Origin of the sequence: Streptomyces sp. NPDC018947, from assembly GCF_044390505.1 — a bacterium.
Lineage (GTDB): Bacteria > Actinomycetota > Actinomycetes > Streptomycetales > Streptomycetaceae > Streptomyces.
In genome coordinates this window covers 790419-806544 of sequence record NZ_JBIRZD010000001.1, presented here as the reverse complement: position 1 = coordinate 806544, position 16126 = coordinate 790419, and the positions used below count along the sequence as shown (strand labels likewise).

Here is a 16126-nt window from a genome sequence, read left to right as displayed (position 1 = left end):
GAACACCCGCGGAACCGGGATGGCCGCGCAGGCCCACCGCGTTAGGGTCCATGAATACGAGGGCAGGGGAGTCTCCGAATCGGCTTCCAGCCCCGCAGGGAAACGTGAGACGGCCCGGCGCCGTCGTAAGACGAGCAGGTGGATACGTGACGAATCTGATGCCCTCAGCCGCCGGCGAGCCCTCCATCGGTGGCGGCCTCGGCGACCAGGTCTACAACCGGCTGCTCGGCGAGCGGATCATCTTCCTCGGCCAGCCGGTCGACGACGACATTGCCAACAAGATCACCGCGCAGCTTCTGCTCCTTGCCTCCGACCCGGACAAGGACATCTTCCTGTACATCAACAGCCCCGGCGGTTCGATCACGGCCGGCATGGCGATCTACGACACCATGCAGTACATCAAGAACGACGTGGTGACGATCGCCATGGGTCTCGCGGCCTCGATGGGACAGTTCCTGCTCAGCGCGGGCACCCCCGGCAAGCGATTCGCCCTGCCGAACGCCGAGATCCTGATCCACCAGCCCTCCGCCGGCCTGGCCGGCTCCGCGTCGGACATCAAGATCCACGCCGAGCGGCTGCTGCACACCAAGAAGCGCATGGCCGAGCTCACGGCCCAGCACACCGGCCAGACGGTCGAGCAGATCACCCGCGACTCGGACCGCGACCGCTGGTTCGACGCCTTCGAGGCCAAGGAGTACGGCCTCATCGACGACGTCATCGCGACCGCCGCCGGTATGCCGGGTGGCGGCGGCACGGGCGCCTGAGCCTTCCCCCGCCCCGAGCCGACCGCCTCAGCCTCTTTACAGGAGACACTGTGAACGACTTCCCCGGCAGCGGCCTGTACGACCGCTCGCGTGCCGAGTACACCGGCGCGACCGCCGAGTCCCGCTACGTCATTCCGCGCTTCGTCGAGCGCACCTCCCAGGGTGTGCGCGAGTACGACCCGTACGCGAAGCTCTTCGAGGAGCGCGTGATCTTCCTCGGCGTGCAGATCGACGACGCCTCCGCCAACGACGTCATGGCGCAGCTCCTGTGCCTGGAGTCGATGGACCCGGACCGCGACATCTCGGTCTACATCAACAGCCCCGGCGGCTCCTTCACGGCGCTCACGGCCATCTACGACACGATGCAGTACGTGAAGCCGGACATCCAGACGGTCTGCATGGGCCAGGCCGCCTCCGCCGCGGCCGTGCTGCTGGCCGCCGGCACGCCCGGCAAGCGCATGGCGCTGCCGAACGCCCGCGTCCTGATCCACCAGCCGTACAGCGAGACCGGGCGTGGTCAGGTCTCCGACCTGGAGATCGCCGCCAACGAGATCCTGCGAATGCGCGCGCAGCTCGAGGAGATGCTGGCCAAGCACTCCACCACGCCGGTCGAGAAGATCCGCGAGGACATCGAGCGTGACAAGATCCTGACGGCCGAGGACGCGCTGAGCTACGGCCTGATCGACCAGATCATCACCACCCGGAAGATGGACAACTCCTCCCTGCGCTAGGCGGGAGGCGGTAACGTCTGCCGCCCCTTGGCACGGTTCGGCGCGGTTCACGCCGAAGCGAACCGTGCCAAGGGGGGCCCGGACGGGGGGCCCGGCAAGGTACCGTCGGACATAAGGCAGCACCAGGAGTCAGCCGGACGTTGACGCGTCGACGTCCGGGCGTCTCCCAGGCGAAGGGGAAGCACACCGTGGCACGCATCGGTGACGGCGGCGATCTGCTCAAGTGCTCGTTCTGCGGCAAGAGCCAGAAGCAGGTCAAGAAGCTCATCGCAGGGCCCGGTGTGTACATCTGCGACGAGTGCATCGATCTCTGCAACGAGATCATCGAGGAAGAGCTCGCCGAGACCAGCGAGGTGCGCTGGGAGGAGCTCCCGAAGCCCCGCGAGATCTACGAGTTCCTCGAGAGCTACGTGGTGGGCCAGGAGGCGGCCAAGAAGGCCCTCTCCGTCGCGGTGTACAACCACTACAAGCGCGTCCAGGCAGGCGAGAACGGCGGCGCCCAGGGCCGTGAGGACGCCATCGAGCTGGCGAAGTCCAACATCCTGCTGCTGGGCCCCACGGGCTCCGGCAAGACCCTGCTCGCCCAGACCCTCGCCCGCATGCTGAACGTCCCGTTCGCCATCGCCGACGCCACGGCGCTCACCGAGGCGGGGTACGTCGGCGAGGACGTCGAGAACATCCTGCTGAAGCTGATCCAGGCCGCCGACTACGACGTCAAGAAGGCCGAGACCGGGATCATCTACATCGACGAGATCGACAAGGTCGCGCGGAAGAGTGAAAACCCGTCGATCACGCGCGACGTGAGCGGCGAGGGCGTCCAGCAGGCCCTGCTCAAGATCCTCGAGGGCACCACGGCCTCCGTCCCGCCGCAGGGCGGACGCAAGCACCCGCACCAGGAGTTCATCCAGATCGACACGACGAACGTGCTGTTCATCGTGGGCGGTGCCTTCGCGGGCCTGGAGAAGATCATCGAGGGCCGGGCCGGCGCCAAGGGCATCGGCTTCGGCGCGACGATCCGCTCCAAGCGGGAGATCGAGTCCAAGGACCAGTTCGAGCAGGTCATGCCCGAGGACCTGGTGAAGTTCGGGATGATCCCGGAGTTCATCGGCCGGCTGCCGGTCATCACCTCGGTCCACAACCTGGACCGCGAGGCCCTGCTCCAGATCCTGGTCGAGCCGCGCAACGCGCTGGTGAAGCAGTACCAGCGCCTGTTCGAACTCGACGGCGTGGAGCTGGACTTCGAGCGCGAGGCCCTCGAGGCCATCGCCGACCAGGCCATCCTGCGCCAGACCGGCGCCCGCGGCCTGCGCGCCATCATGGAGGAAGTCCTCCAGGGCGTCATGTACGAGGTCCCGTCCCGCAAGGACGTGGCCCGCGTCGTCATCACGGCCGACGTGGTCCTCTCCAACGTCAACCCGACGCTCATTCCCCGGGATTCGCGGGGCCGCGGCCCGGGCGAGCAGAAGACGGCGTAGCCGTCGCCGTACACACACGGAAGGGGCCCGGTCGACCGACCGGGCCCCTTCCGTTCCGCACCCGCCGCGTCAGGCCTTGACGCGGACCTCCTTGCGGAGCTTGGCCGTGATCTCGGCCGCCTCGCCGGGGTCGGTCGTCTTGCCCCCGGCGATGTCCAGCAGGTTCATCGGCATGACGAAGCCGAGCGTGCTGTGGTCGCCCCAGACGCAGTACGTCATGGTCATCGACTTCGGCTCGTTGGCGCCGCCGTCGGAGTTGTCGACCTTGGCCTCCTGGCACTTGATGACCGCGCCGTCGAGGGAGGAGGGCTTGTACTCCTTCGGGTCGCCGACCAGGGAGACGTCCTCGTCCTCGCCGCCCTCCTGGCTCTCCTTCTTCATGTGGGCGAACATCGCGTCGACGGCCTTCTCCGGGTCGTCGATCGTGCCGTAGACGCCGCCGAACGAGAGCATCTTGGAGGCCAGCGGGTTCTCCTCGTTCTTCGCCTCGTAACCGGCGCTGACGTCCTTGGGGTTCTTCACCCCCCAGTTCTCGGCGTCCTTCATGTCGCTCTCGTCCATGGTGTTGCTGTCGCTCTCGGACTTCTTGTACTCGCCGAGCACCGTGGCCGGGGTCGTCAGCTTGTGGGGGCCGTCGTCGGGGATGCCGCCCGCGTTGCTGCCACCGCCCCCGCCGATCACGAAGTACGCGCCCACGCCGATCGCCGCCACGACCGCGACCGCGCCGATGATCAGGCCCGTCTTCTTCTTGCCGCCGGCCGGGGCCGGGGGCTGGGGCATGCCGTAGGGCTGCTGGCCGTAGGGGGCCTGCGGCGGGACGCCGCCCTGCCCGGGCTGCTGCGGGTAGCCGTAACCCGGCTGGGCGGGGGGTGCCTGCTGCGGGTAGCCGTAGCCGGGCTGCGCGGGAGGCGTCTGCTGGGGGTAGCCGTAGCCGGGCTGGGGGGCCTGCGGCTGCTGGCCGTACGGTCCCGGCTGGCCGTACGGCCCGGGCTGCTGGGGCTGCCCGCCGTACGGGCCCGGCTGGTTCTGACTCATTCCTGGGTTCCCCTCCAGATGTTTACGTGGTGCTGACATCCTGACGCAGACCTGGCGTGCGCAGGTCACCGGGGGCCCGCACCGTTACAAAGGAAAGGCGTTTCGGGACACGGTCGTGACGCCCTTAAACTGAGCGCGTGACCGAGAACGCTCAGCAGCAGCCACCAGCGCCCGACACCGAACTGCCGACCCAGTACGCGCCGGCCGACGTAGAGGGGCCGCTGTACGAGCGCTGGGTAGAGCGGGGCTACTTCGAGGCGGACGCGAAGAGCGACAAGCCGCCGTTCACCGTCGTCATCCCGCCGCCGAACGTCACGGGCAGCCTGCACCTCGGGCACGCCTTCGAGCACACGCTCATCGACGCCCTGACCCGCCGCAAGCGGATGCAGGGCTACGAGACGCTGTGGCAGCCCGGCATGGACCACGCCGGCATCGCCACGCAGAACGTCGTCGAGCGGGAGCTGGCCAAGGAGGGTAAGTCCCGCCACGACCTCGGCCGCGAGGCCTTCGTCGAGCGCGTCTGGAAGTGGAAGGGCGAGTCCGGCGGGCAGATCTCCGGCCAGATGCGCCGCCTCGGTGACGGCGTCGCCTGGACGCGTGAGCGCTTCACGATGGACGAGGGCCTGTCCCAGGCCGTCCAGACCATCTTCAAGCGGCTCTACGACGACGAGCTGATCTACCGCGCCGAGCGCATCATCAACTGGTGCCCGCGCTGCCTGACCGCGATCTCCGACATCGAGGTCGAGTACCAGGACGACGACGGCGAGCTCGTCTCCATGAAGTACGGCGACGGGGACGAGACCATCGTCGTCGCCACCACCCGTGCCGAGACGATGCTCGGTGACACGGCGGTCGCCGTCCACCCCGGCGACGAGCGCTACAAGCACCTCGTCGGCAAGCTCATCAAGCTCCCGCTGACCGACCGTTCCATCCCGGTCGTCGCCGACGAGCACGTCGACCCCGAGTTCGGCACGGGCGCCGTCAAGGTGACGCCCGCGCACGACCCGAACGACTTCGAGATCGGCCAGCGGCACGACCTGCCGTCCCTCACCGTGATGGACGAGCACGCGGTCATCACCGTCCACGGCCCCTTCCAGGGCCTGGACCGGCTGGAGGCCCGCTCCGCCATCGTCGCCGCGCTGCGCGCCGAGGGCCGGATCGTCGCCGAGAAGCGGCCCTACGTCCACTCGGTGGGCCACTGCTCGCGCTGCAAGACCACCATCGAGCCGCGCCTGTCCATGCAGTGGTGGGTCAAGGTCGGCCCGCTGGCCAAGGCCGCGGGCGACGCGGTCCGCGACGGCCGGGTCAAGATCCACCCGCAGGAGATGGAGAAGCGGTACTTCGACTGGGTCGACAACCTCCACGACTGGTGCATCTCGCGGCAGTTGTGGTGGGGCCACCGCATCCCCGTCTGGTACGGCCCGAACGGCGAGGTCGTCTGCGTCGGCCCCGACGACGAGGCCCCCACGGGCGAGGGCTGGCACCAGGACACCGACGTCCTCGACACCTGGTTCTCCTCCGGCCTGTGGCCCTTCTCCACGCTGGGCTGGCCCGAACAGACCGAGTCGCTCGCGAAGTTCTACCCGAACTCCGTCCTGGTCACCGGCTACGACATCCTCTTCTTCTGGGTCGCCCGGATGATGATGTTTGGCCTGTACGCGATGGACGGCACCCCGCCGTTCCACACCATCGCCCTGCACGGCATGGTCCGCGACCAGTTCGGCAAGAAGATGTCGAAGTCCTTCGGCAACGCGGTCAACCCGCTGGACTGGATGGACAAGTACGGCTCCGACGCCCTGCGCTTCACCCTGGCGCGTGGTGCCAACCCGGGCGTGGACGTCCCGATCGGCGAGGACTGGGTCCAGGGCTCGCGCAACTTCGCCAACAAGATCTGGAACGCCACGCGCTTCGCGCTGATGAACGGCGCCACGGTCGACGGCCCGCTGCCCGAGCCGTCGGCGATGTCCGCCACCGACCGGTGGATCCTGTCGCGGCTGAACTCGGTCGTCGCCGAGGTGGACGCGTACTACGACGACTTCCAGTTCGCCAAGCTGTCCGACGCGCTGTTCCACTTCGCGTGGGACGAGGTCTTCGACTGGTACGTCGAGTTGTCCAAGACCACCTTCCAGGCGGGCGGCGAGGCCGCCGAGGTCTCCAAGCGGGTCCTCGGTGAGGTCCTGGACGTCACGCTCAGGCTGCTGCACCCGGTCGTCCCCTTCGTCACCGAGACGCTGTGGACCACCCTCACGGGCGGCGAGTCGGTCGTCGTCGCCGAGTGGCCGGCCGACAGCGGCTTCCGGGACGCGGACGCCGAGCGCGAGATCGAGACGGTCCAGTCCGTCATCACCGAGGTGCGGCGGTTCCGGGCGGACCAGGGCCTCCAGCCGGGGCAGCGGGTGCCGGCCCGGCTGACGGTGGACGGCACGGCGCTCGCCCCGCACGAGGCGGCGATCCGGCAGCTCCTGCGGCTCCAGCCGGAGGGGGAGTCCTTCACGGCCACGGCGACGCTGCCCGTGGCGGGGGCCGAGGTCGCGCTGGACCTGTCCGGGGTCATCGACTTCGCGGCGGAGCGGAAGAGGCTGGCGAAGGACCTCGCCGCCGCCGAGAAGGAGAAGGCGCAGGCCGAGGGCAAGCTCGGCAACGAGGCGTTCCTGGCCAAGGCGCCGGATCATGTCGTGGACAAGATCCGGGGGCGACTGGCCAAGGCGGAGGACGACATCGCGCGGATCGCCGCGCAGCTCGAGCGGTTGCCGCAGGCGTAGTCCGGACGCCGCCGTACGTGCGTGAAGGCCCCGGGGCTTGTCCGGCTCCGGGGCCTTCGGGCGCCGTGGGGGCGCTGTGCGGGCCCGGCGCGGGCGGGCGCCTCCCCCGTCCCGGCTCCGCTCGAGCGGGGGTGCCCCGCCGCCCACCCGTGCCGCCCCGGGGCACGACGGCCCGCGCCCACGGGCCTACGGGCTGCCCGCGGCCACGGAGGGCGGTGGTGCTCCGTAGACTGGGGTTCGTGAGTGAGCTCCCCCCGCGTGACAGTAACGAGGAGTCCGACCCGGTCGGCTCCTTCGAAGAGATCGTCGCCGCCGAGACCGAACGCGACCCGGATCTCGCGGTCATCGAGGCCGGCAGCCGCACCCTGCGCACGCAGGGCGGGCCGCCGCAGGCCGACGTGCCGGCGCGCCCCGAGGACCCCGAGGTGGACAAGGCGCTGCGCTCGGTGGAGGCGGAGCTCGCCACCCGCTGGGGCGAGACCAAGCTGGAGCCCTCCGTGGCCCGGATCGCCGCGCTGATGGACGTGCTGGGCGAGCCGCAGCGCTCGTACCCGTCCATCCACATCACCGGCACCAACGGCAAGACCTCCACCGCCCGCATGATCGAGGCCCTGCTCGGCGCCTTCGAGCTGCGCACCGGCCGGTACACCTCGCCGCACGTGCAGTCGATCACCGAGCGCATCAGCCTGGACGGCGCGCCGATCTCCGCCGAGCGGTTCGTCGAGACGTACGAGGACGTCAAGCCGTACGTCGAGATGGTGGACGCGCAGCAGGAGTACCGGCTGTCCTTCTTCGAGGTGCTGACCGGCATGGCCTACGCGGCCTTCGCCGACGCGCCCGTGGACGTGGCCGTCGTCGAGGTCGGGATGGGCGGCTCCTGGGACGCCACCAACGTGATCGACGGCGACGTCGCCGTCATCACCCCCATCGACCTGGACCACACCGACCGACTCGGTGAGACGCCCGGCGCGATCGCCGGCGAGAAGGCCGGGATCGTCAAGCAGGACGCCACCGTGATCCTGGCCCAGCAGCCGGTGGACGCGGCGCAGGTGCTGCTGAAGAAGGCCGTCGACGTGAACGCCACCGTGGCGCGCGAGGGGCTGGAGTTCGGTGTGGTCGCCCGGCAGGTCGCCGTCGGCGGCCAGCTCATGACCCTGCGCGGGCTGGGCGGCGAGTACCCCGAGGTCTACCTGCCGCTGCACGGCGCCCACCAGGCGCACAACGCGGCGGTCGCGCTGGCCGCGGTCGAGGCGTTCTTCGGCGTCGGCGCCGAGCGCCCCGAGCCGCTGGACCTCGACACCGTGCGCAAGGCCTTCGCCGCCGTCGCCTCGCCGGGCCGGATGGAGGTCGTACGGCGTTCGCCGACCGTCGTGCTGGACGCCGCGCACAATCCGGCGGGCGCCCGCGTCACCGCGGAGGCGGTCGGGGAGGCGTTCCAGTTCAGCCGGCTCATCGGAGTGGTCGGCGCGAGCGGCGACAAGAACGTGCGCGGGCTGCTGGAGGCGTTCGAGCCGGTCTTCGCCGAGGTCGTCGTCACCCAGAACTCCAGCCACCGCGCCATGGACGCCGACGAGCTGGCCGCGATCGCCGTCGAGGTGTTCGGCGAGGACCGCGTCCAGGTGGAGCCGAGGCTGCCGGACGCCCTGGAGGCCGCGATCACGCTGGCCGAGGAGGAGGGCGAGTTCGCCGGCGGCGGCGTGCTCGTCACCGGTTCCGTCATCACCGTCGGTGAGGCCCGACTGCTCCTGGGGAGGGGCTGAGAAACCGTGCGTACGCTCTGCGCTTCGACCCTGATCGGCGAGTTCTTCGTGATCGGCTTCGCCGGACTCGTCGCCATGAAGGACCCCGACCTGTCCATGGGCACCGTGTGGACGGTCAGCGGTGTCGCGATGTTCCTGTGCGTGCTGCTGTGCGGCGTGGTGACCCGGCCGGGCGGTGTCGCCTTCGGCTGGGCCCTGCAGATCGCCCTGATCGCCTCCGGCGTCTTCGTGCCGACGATGTTCTTCTTGGGCGCGGTGTTCGCCGCCCTGTGGTGGGCATCGGTGCACTACGGGCGGAAGATCGACGAGGCGAAGGCGAGGTTCGCGGCCCAGGCCGAGGCCGCCGCGGCTGACGCTGCGTGACGGACGTCGCGACACGCCCGGTAACCTCAGTCATCACCTTGTACCACCGCACACTCGTACAGCCCAAGGAGCCCTCGTGAGCCAGCGCACCCTCGTCCTCCTCAAGCCCGACGCCGTCCGTCGTGGCCTGACCGGCGAGATCATCAGCCGTATCGAACGCAAGGCGGGCTGGCAGATCACCGCGCTGGAGCTGCGCACCCTGGACATCGACACCCTGGAGCAGCACTACGGCGAGCACAAGGGCAAGCCGTTCTACGAGCCGCTGGTCGCGTTCATGTCCTCCGGGCCGGTCGTCGCCATGGTCGTCGAGGGCGAGCGGGTCATCGAGGGCGTGCGCGCCCTGGCCGGCCCGACCGACCCGATCGCCGCGGCCCCGGGATCCATCCGCGGCGACTTCGGCGTCATCGTCCGGGAGAACCTGATCCACGCCTCCGACTCCGAGGAGTCGGCCGAGCGCGAGCTGAAGATCTTCTTCCCGGGCCGGGCCTGATCCCGTGCCGCAACACGCCGGACGGACTTTTTTCTGACACTTCGTCAGGCGAATGGCCTACGGTGGAGCGGGGCGGTCGCGTAAAAGCGACCGCCCTGTGGCATATGCGCGCCTGATCGGGGGAACGGATGCCACCGTTGGCCCGTCTCCACAAGCGAGGCGCCGCGTCATCTGCTGACAATGGCGAAGACCCTCGCGCAGTGTTCGTGAAAGCGCGTCTACGATGGAAGCCTCCACGCGTCACTGCACCCACCTCGCCGACCTGAAAAGCCCTCAAAAGCTCCTGGGAAGGCCAGTCGAATCCTGATGGGGAACTCAATGTCGTTCATCGGCCGTGACATGGCTGTCGACCTCGGGACCGCCAACACGCTGGTGTACGTCAGGGGTCGCGGGATCGTACTCAACGAGCCGTCCGTCGTCGCGATCAACACCAACACCGGTGGCATCCTCGCGGTCGGCGCCGAAGCGAAGAAGATGATCGGCCGCACGCCGGGCAACATCGTCGCCGTGCGTCCGCTGAAGGACGGCGTGATCGCCGACTTCGAGATCACCGAGCGGATGCTCCGCTACTTCATCCTGAAGATCCACAAGCGGCGTTATCTGGCTCGTCCGCGGGTCGTCGTCTGTGTGCCCTCGGGCATCACGGGCGTCGAGCGCCGCGCCGTCATCGAGGCGTCGTCCCAGGCCGGTGCCCGGCAGGTGCACATCATCGAGGAGCCCATGGCCGCGGCCATCGGCTCGGGCCTGCCGGTCCACGAGGCCACGGGCAACATGGTGGTCGACATCGGCGGCGGCACCACGGAGGTCGCGGTCATCTCGCTCGGCGGCATCGTCACCGCCCAGTCCATCCGCGTCGCGGGTGACGAACTGGACAACGCGATCATCCAGCACGTGAAGAAGGAGTACAGCCTTCTGCTGGGTGAGCGCACCGCCGAACAGATCAAGATCACGATCGGCTCCGCGTACGACCTCGACTCCGACGAGCACACCGAAATCCGCGGCCGGGACCTCGTCTCCGGACTGCCCAAGACCGTCGTCATCTCGGCCGCCGAAGTGCGCAAGGCGATCGAGGAACCGGTCAACGCGATCGTCGACGCCGTCAAGACGACCCTCGACAAGTGTCCGCCGGAGCTGTCCGGCGACATCATGGACCGGGGCATCGTCCTGACCGGCGGCGGCGCGCTGCTGCGCGGTCTCGACGAGCGGCTGCGCCGGGAGACCGGTATGCCGATCCACATCGCCGAGGACCCGCTGGACAGCGTGGCGCTCGGCTCCGGAAAGTGCGTCGAGGAGTTCGAGGCGCTCCAGCAGGTGCTGGACGCCCAGCCCCGCAGATGACGTCACACTTCGGTTCCGCCGTACGAGACGATCTCCTCTCGTGCGGCGGATCGTTGATATAGAGACACAAGAACGGGACACGAGCCGCCCAAGGCGCCCGCATCGGACGCCGTGGGGCGTCCGCCTTGAATCCCGAGAATTCCTGAACATCGCAACGTAATTCCCGAATTCCGACGAGGAAGGCACGGCCGTCGCACGTGAGGGACACGAAAGAGAGCCGGCTGCTCCTGGTGCTGCTGATCGCCGTCGCGTTCGCACTGATCACGGTGGACATCCGCGGCGGGGAGGACTCACCGGTCGACGGTGCCCGACAGGCCGCCGCCACCGTCTTCGGTCCGATCGAGAACGGGGTGTCGTCCGCGGTCGACCCGGTCGGCAACGCGGTCTCCGCGATCCGTGACTCGGGCGACCGGCACGACCGGCTCGCAGCCCTGGAGACGGAGAACGCGGCCCTCAAGGCGAAGCTCGGCAGCGACGAGCGCGGCCGCAGCCGCCTCAAGCAGTTCGACAAGATGATGGGCCTCGCCGGCGCCGGACAGTACGGCATCAAGGGCGCCCAGGTCATCGCCATAGGAGCGGCCCAGGGCTTCTCCTGGACCGTCACCATCGACGCCGGTGCCAACGACGGCATCGAACGGGACATGACCGTCCTCAACAGCGACGGCCTGGTCGGACGCGTCACCACCGTCGGCCCCGACACGGCCACCGTGCTGCTCGCCAACGACCCCGACTTCACCGTCGGCACCCGCATGGAGGCCGGGGACGAACTCGGCTTCGCCTCCGGCCAGGGCGACCGCCCGCTGCGCGTCGAACTCCTCAACGGCAAGGCCGACGTGAAGAAGGGCGATCGCCTGGTCACCTTCGGCTCCCAGGCCGACAAGCCCTTCGTGCCCGGCGTCCCGGTCGGCACCATCACCCGCGTCGACCCCTCGGGCGGCGACCTGACCCGCACGCTCTACGTCACGCCGTTCGTCTCCTTCACCAAGCTCGACATCGTGGGCGTCGTCGTCCAGGCCCCGCGGAAGGACCCGCGCGACACGGTGCTCCCGGACAAGCCGCAGCCGAAACCCACGCCCACCGTGACGGTGACCGTGACGCCGTCCGCCGAGGCCCCCGCCGACGGACAGCCGCAGACCGAGCAGCCCGAGCAGTAGGAGCTTTCACCCCATGCGCGTCAACCGGATCCTGCTGTCCGTCTCCCTGGTCGTCGTCGCCCTGGTGATCCAGGTCAGCGTCCTCGCCCGTCTCCACCTGCCCGGCGCCGTCCCCGACCTGCTGCTGCTCACCGTCCTCGGCCTCGCCCTGGTCTACGGCCATGTCGGCGGCGCCCTCGTCGGCTTCGGCGCCGGACTCCTCGCCGACATCGCCCCGCCCGCCGACCACGCCGCCGGCCGCTACGCCCTGGTGCTGTGCGTCATCGGCTACCTCGCCGGGCTCGCCAAACCCGACAACGGCCGGCTCAGGTCGGCCACCGGTCCGATGGTCGTCGTGGTCGCCGCGGCCGTCGGCACCACCCTGCTCTACGCCGGCGTCGGCGCCCTCGTCGGCGACACCGCCGCCCGCCACGTCGGCCTGCCCGGCCTGCTGTTCACGGCCGCGCTGTACGACCTGCTGCTCGCGCCCTTCGTCGTCCCCGGCATCATGGCGCTCGCCCGGCGCGCCGAGAACGACCCGCTGGCCGACGCGGGCTCTCCCGCCCAGGGCACCGACATCTCCTCCGGCTGGCTGTCCTCGGGCACCGGACTGCGCATCGGGCAGCAGCGCGGCGGGCTGCGCGTGAAGGCGGCGCGGGCACGGGTGGCCCGGGCCGGACGCATCAAGGGGGTCAAGCGGCTGTGACGGAGCGGCAGCACACGACGAGCAGCACACACTTCGCGAGGGGGCAGCAGCCGCAGTGACGCATTCCCACCCGTCGCCCGCCACCACCTTCAACGGAATGGGCTGCGCCCATGACTAACATCCCCGAGACCGGCCGGAACACCCGCGTCCAGACCCGCCTCGTCGTCATCCAGATCCTCGTCCTCTCCCTCCTCGGCACCCTCGGCGGCCGCCTCTGGTACCTCCAGATCCGGCAGGGCGACGAGTACGCCAAGGAGGCCTCCGGCAACCACGTCCAGCAGGTCGTCCAGCCCGCCACCCGCGGCTCGATCCTGGACGCGCGCGGCGTGGCGCTCGCCGACAACGAGACCCGCCTCGTCGTCTCCGCCTCCCGCACCGAGCTGCTGAAGATGAAGGACGACGGCAAGGCGGTCCTCACCAAGCTCGCCGGCGTCCTCGGCATGCAGCCGCAGGAGGTCATGGACAAGGTCCGGCTGTGCGACGCCAAGACGCCGCAGCCCTGCTGGAACGGTTCGCCCTACCAGCCGATCCCGGTTACGGACGAGGCCACCCCCAAGCAGGCCCTCCAGATCCGCGAGCGCGCCGAGGACTTCCCCGGCATCACCGCCGAGCCCATGGCCGTACGCCGCTACGCCGCCCCCGGCAAGTCCAACGCCGCTCAGGTCCTCGGCTACCTCTCCCCGGTCACCGACGAGGAGATCCAGAAGGCCCAGGACACCGACTCGCCCTTCCTGCGCTCCGACCAGGTCGGCCGCTCCGGGCTGGAGCGCCAGTACGACAAGGCGCTGCGCGGCAAGGCCGGCGTGACCCGCTACGAGGTGGACAACCTCGGCCGGGTCATCGGCGAGGCCGAGTCCGACCCCGGCAAGCCCGGCTCCAACCTCGTCACCAGCATCGACTCCCGCGTCCAGCGCGTCGCCGAGTACGAGCTGAACGAGGCGATGAAGGCCGCCCGCAAGGAGATGGACCGCAACACCGGCCGCACCTACGAGGCCGACGCCGGCGCCGTCGTCGTGATGGAGGCCAAGACCGGCCGCGTCGTCGCCATGGCCTCCAACCCGACGTACGACCCCAACGCCTGGGTCGGCGGCATCTCCGCCAAGGACTACAAGAAGCTCACCGGCAAGGACTCCAACTACCCGCTCCTCAACCGGGCCATCCAGGGCCAGGCCGCCCCCGGCTCCATCTTCAAGGTGGTCTCCTCGGCCGCCGCGGTGGAGGCCGGCTACGACTTCGACGGCAGCTACGCCTGCTCCAGCTCCTACTCCGTCGGCGGCCAGGTCTTCAAGAACTTCGAGTCCGCCGACAACGGCTCCATCAGCATCGGCCGCGCCCTGGAGCTCTCCTGCGACACCGTCTACTACCGGCTCGCGCACGAGCAGTGGAAGAAGGACGGCGGGATGAACCCCAAGAACCCGAAGGACTACTTCTACAAGGCCGCCCACGAGTTCGGCCTCGGCAAGGAGACCGGCATCGACCTCCCCAACGAGGTCTCCGGCCGCGTCCCCGACCGCAAGTGGAAGCAGGACTACTGGAAGGCCAACAAGGACGCCTGGTGCAAGACGGGCAAGAAGGACGGCTCCTACGTCGAGAAGATCGCGTACGAGAACTGCCTCGAGGGCAACAAGATGCGCGCCGGTGACTCCATCAACTACTCCATCGGCCAGGGCGACACCCTCGTCACCCCCATCCAGATGGCCACCGTCTACGCGGCCCTCTCCAACGGCGGCACCATGTGGGACCCGACCATCGGCAAGGCCATCGTCAGCCCCGACGGCAAGCGGGTCGAGGAGATCAAGCCCACGGCGCACGGCAAGCTGCCCATAAGCAAGACCACGCTGGCCAAGATGGACGACGCCCTCGCCGGCGTCGCCACCCGCGGTACCGCCGCCTGGCGGTTCGGCGGCTGGCCGCAGGACGAGATCCCGATGCACGCCAAGACGGGTACCGCCGAGGTCTACGGCAAGCAGACCACCTCGTGGTTCGCGACGTACACCAAGGACTACGCGATCGTCATGACGATCTCCCAGGGCGGTACCGGCTCCGGCGCCTCGGGCCCCGCCGTCCGCAACATCTACAACGCCCTGTACGGCGTCCAGAGCGACGGGTCGATCGACAGGAAGAAGGCGCTGCTGCCCCAGCCGGCCAAGAGCCTGCCGAAGATCAAGGCGGACGGCACCATCACCTCCCCGAAGGTCTCCAAGGACCCGGTGAAGGACCTCCAGTCGCAGCAGAAGGCCGCGGAGGAGGGCGGGAACGCCCCCGCGGGGCAGCAGGACCAGAACCAGCAGGCCACCGTGAACCCGCCCGACACCGGGAACCGGCAGACCCGCAGGCGGAAGCGGAGGGTATGCGCATGACCGGAGCCAACAGCTTCCAGGTCTCCGGATACGGACCGAAGCGGGCGGGCTGGACCCGCCTGCTCGCCCGCGACTCCATGGCCCGGCGGCTCGACTGGCCGATACTGCTGTCGGCCGTGGCGCTGTCCCTGCTGGGCTCGCTGCTCGTCTACTCCGCCACCCGCAACCGCACCGAGCTCAACCAGGGCGATCCGTACTACTTCCTGACGCGGCATCTGCTCAACACCGGCATCGGACTCGCCCTGATGGTCGGCACGCTCTGGCTCGGCCACCGCGCCCTGCGCACGGCCGTACCGGTGCTCTACGGGGCCTCGGTCTTCCTGATCCTGCTCGTGCTCACGCCGCTCGGCTCGACCATCAACGGCGCCCACTCCTGGATCAAGCTGCCCGGCGGCTTCTCGCTCCAGCCGTCGGAGTTCGTGAAGATCACGATCATCCTGGGCATGGCGATGCTGCTCGCGGCCCGCGTGGACGCCGGCGACCGGCCCTACCCCGACCACCGGACCGTGCTCCAGGCGCTCGGCCTGGCCACCGTGCCCATGCTGATCGTGATGCTCATGCCGGACCTCGGCTCGGTCATGGTCATGGTCATCATCGTGCTGGGCGTCCTGCTCGCCTCCGGTGCCTCCAACCGCTGGATCTTCGGGCTCCTGGGCGCGGGCACCGCCGGCGCGCTCGCCGTCTGGCAGCTCGGCATCCTGGACGACTACCAGATCGCCCGCTTCGCCGCCTTCGCCAACCCCGAGCTCGACCCGGCCGGCGTCGGCTACAACACCAACCAGGCGCGCATCGCCATCGGCTCGGGCGGCCTCACCGGCTCCGGGCTCTTCCACGGCTCCCAGACCACGGGCCGCTTCGTGCCGGAGCAGCAGACCGACTTCGTCTTCACCGTCGCCGGCGAGGAACTGGGCTTCCTCGGCGCCGGCCTCATCGTCGTCCTGCTCGGTGTGGTGCTCTGGCGGGCGTGCCGGATCGCCCGGGACACGACCGACCTGTACGGCACGATCGTGGCCGCCGGGATCGTCGCCTGGTTCGCCTTCCAGGCCTTCGAGAACATCGGCATGACACTGGGCATCATGCCGGTCACCGGCCTGCCGCTGCCCTTCGTCTCGTACGGCGGCTCCTCCATGTTCGCCGTGTGGATGGCGGTCGGGCTGCTTCAGTCGATCAAGGTGCAACGGCCCATGTCGGCCTAGCCGAGCGCGGTGG

General features: G+C 69.5%; 13 protein-coding genes. 12 read left to right on the top strand and 1 reads right to left on the bottom strand.

From position 1 onward, the window contains the following. Positions 1–158 precede the first annotated feature (158 nt). The 3 genes from ACH499_RS03625 (at position 159) to clpX (ending at position 2970) form a co-directional block, all read left to right on the top strand. On the top strand, positions 159–764 hold the full coding sequence (locus tag ACH499_RS03625; RefSeq protein WP_029393242.1) for an ATP-dependent Clp protease proteolytic subunit: 606 nt from the start codon (positions 159–161) through the stop codon (positions 762–764). A 50-nt stretch (positions 765–814) separates the two neighbouring features. Next, on the top strand, positions 815–1495 hold the full coding sequence (locus ACH499_RS03620) for an ATP-dependent Clp protease proteolytic subunit (protein ID WP_356196755.1): 681 nt from the start codon (positions 815–817) through the stop codon (positions 1493–1495). Between the two features lie 188 nt (positions 1496–1683). Further along, a complete protein-coding gene (clpX, locus tag ACH499_RS03615) occupies positions 1684–2970 on the top strand; it encodes an ATP-dependent Clp protease ATP-binding subunit ClpX (protein ID WP_356196757.1) in 1287 nt (428 codons plus the stop codon). 69 nt (positions 2971–3039) lie between these two features. Here clpX and ACH499_RS03610 read toward each other — a convergent pair whose 3' ends face one another. Then, positions 3040–4005, bottom strand: coding sequence for a hypothetical protein (locus ACH499_RS03610; RefSeq protein ID WP_356196758.1), 966 nt, complete (start codon positions 4003–4005; stop codon positions 3040–3042). A gap of 137 nt (positions 4006–4142) precedes the next feature. Here ACH499_RS03610 and ACH499_RS03605 point away from each other — a divergent pair, with 137 nt between their 5' ends. From ACH499_RS03605 to rodA, 9 genes are all read left to right on the top strand, one after another. Continuing rightward, positions 4143–6767, top strand: coding sequence for a valine--tRNA ligase (locus ACH499_RS03605; RefSeq protein ID WP_356196761.1), 2625 nt, complete (start codon positions 4143–4145; stop codon positions 6765–6767). A gap of 239 nt (positions 6768–7006) precedes the next feature. Beyond that, positions 7007–8527: a bifunctional folylpolyglutamate synthase/dihydrofolate synthase gene (locus tag ACH499_RS03600; RefSeq protein WP_399013585.1), complete on the top strand. Its 1521-nt coding sequence runs from the start codon at positions 7007–7009 to the stop codon at positions 8525–8527. Positions 8528–8533: 6 nt separating this feature from the next. Next, positions 8534–8890, top strand: coding sequence for a DUF4233 domain-containing protein (locus tag ACH499_RS03595; RefSeq protein WP_356196765.1), 357 nt, complete (start codon positions 8534–8536; stop codon positions 8888–8890). Positions 8891–8966: 76 nt separating this feature from the next. Further along, positions 8967–9380, top strand: a complete 414-nt coding sequence (ndk, locus tag ACH499_RS03590) for a nucleoside-diphosphate kinase (protein WP_365592236.1) — start codon at positions 8967–8969, stop codon at positions 9378–9380. Positions 9381–9698: 318 nt separating this feature from the next. After that, on the top strand, positions 9699–10718 hold the full coding sequence (locus tag ACH499_RS03585; protein WP_030381728.1) for a rod shape-determining protein: 1020 nt from the start codon (positions 9699–9701) through the stop codon (positions 10716–10718). Between the two features lie 197 nt (positions 10719–10915). Next, positions 10916–11872: a rod shape-determining protein MreC gene (mreC, locus tag ACH499_RS03580; RefSeq protein WP_356196770.1), complete on the top strand. Its 957-nt coding sequence runs from the start codon at positions 10916–10918 to the stop codon at positions 11870–11872. 13 nt (positions 11873–11885) lie between these two features. Further along, positions 11886–12557, top strand: coding sequence for a rod shape-determining protein MreD (mreD, locus tag ACH499_RS03575; RefSeq protein ID WP_356196772.1), 672 nt, complete (start codon positions 11886–11888; stop codon positions 12555–12557). Between the two features lie 110 nt (positions 12558–12667). Then, the gene (mrdA, locus tag ACH499_RS03570; RefSeq protein ID WP_399013582.1) at positions 12668–14917 is read left to right on the top strand and encodes a penicillin-binding protein 2; all 2250 of its coding nucleotides are present in this window, start codon (positions 12668–12670) and stop codon (positions 14915–14917) included. Continuing rightward, positions 14914–16113 carry a rod shape-determining protein RodA gene (rodA, locus tag ACH499_RS03565; protein ID WP_356196777.1) on the top strand — a complete coding sequence of 400 codons (1200 nt, stop codon included), beginning with the start codon at positions 14914–14916 and terminating at the stop codon, positions 16111–16113. Before mrdA ends, rodA begins: the two co-directional genes overlap by 4 nt. Positions 16114–16126: the final 13 nt, after the last annotated feature.

Bases quoted from the DNA above. Each gene is read 5' to 3' on its own strand.
- ACH499_RS03625 (WP_029393242.1), top strand. From the start codon at position 159: ATGCCCTCAGCCGCCGGCGAGCCCTCCATCGGTGGCGGCCTCGGCGAC.
- ACH499_RS03610 (WP_356196758.1), bottom strand. From the start codon at position 4,005: ATGAGTCAGAACCAGCCGGGCCCGTACGGCGGGCAGCCCCAGCAGCCC.
- ACH499_RS03585 (WP_030381728.1), top strand. From the start codon at position 9,699: ATGTCGTTCATCGGCCGTGACATGGCTGTCGACCTCGGGACCGCCAAC.
- mreD (WP_356196772.1), top strand. From the start codon at position 11,886: ATGCGCGTCAACCGGATCCTGCTGTCCGTCTCCCTGGTCGTCGTCGCC.
- mrdA (WP_399013582.1), top strand. From the start codon at position 12,668: ATGACTAACATCCCCGAGACCGGCCGGAACACCCGCGTCCAGACCCGC.
- rodA (WP_356196777.1), top strand. From the start codon at position 14,914: ATGACCGGAGCCAACAGCTTCCAGGTCTCCGGATACGGACCGAAGCGG.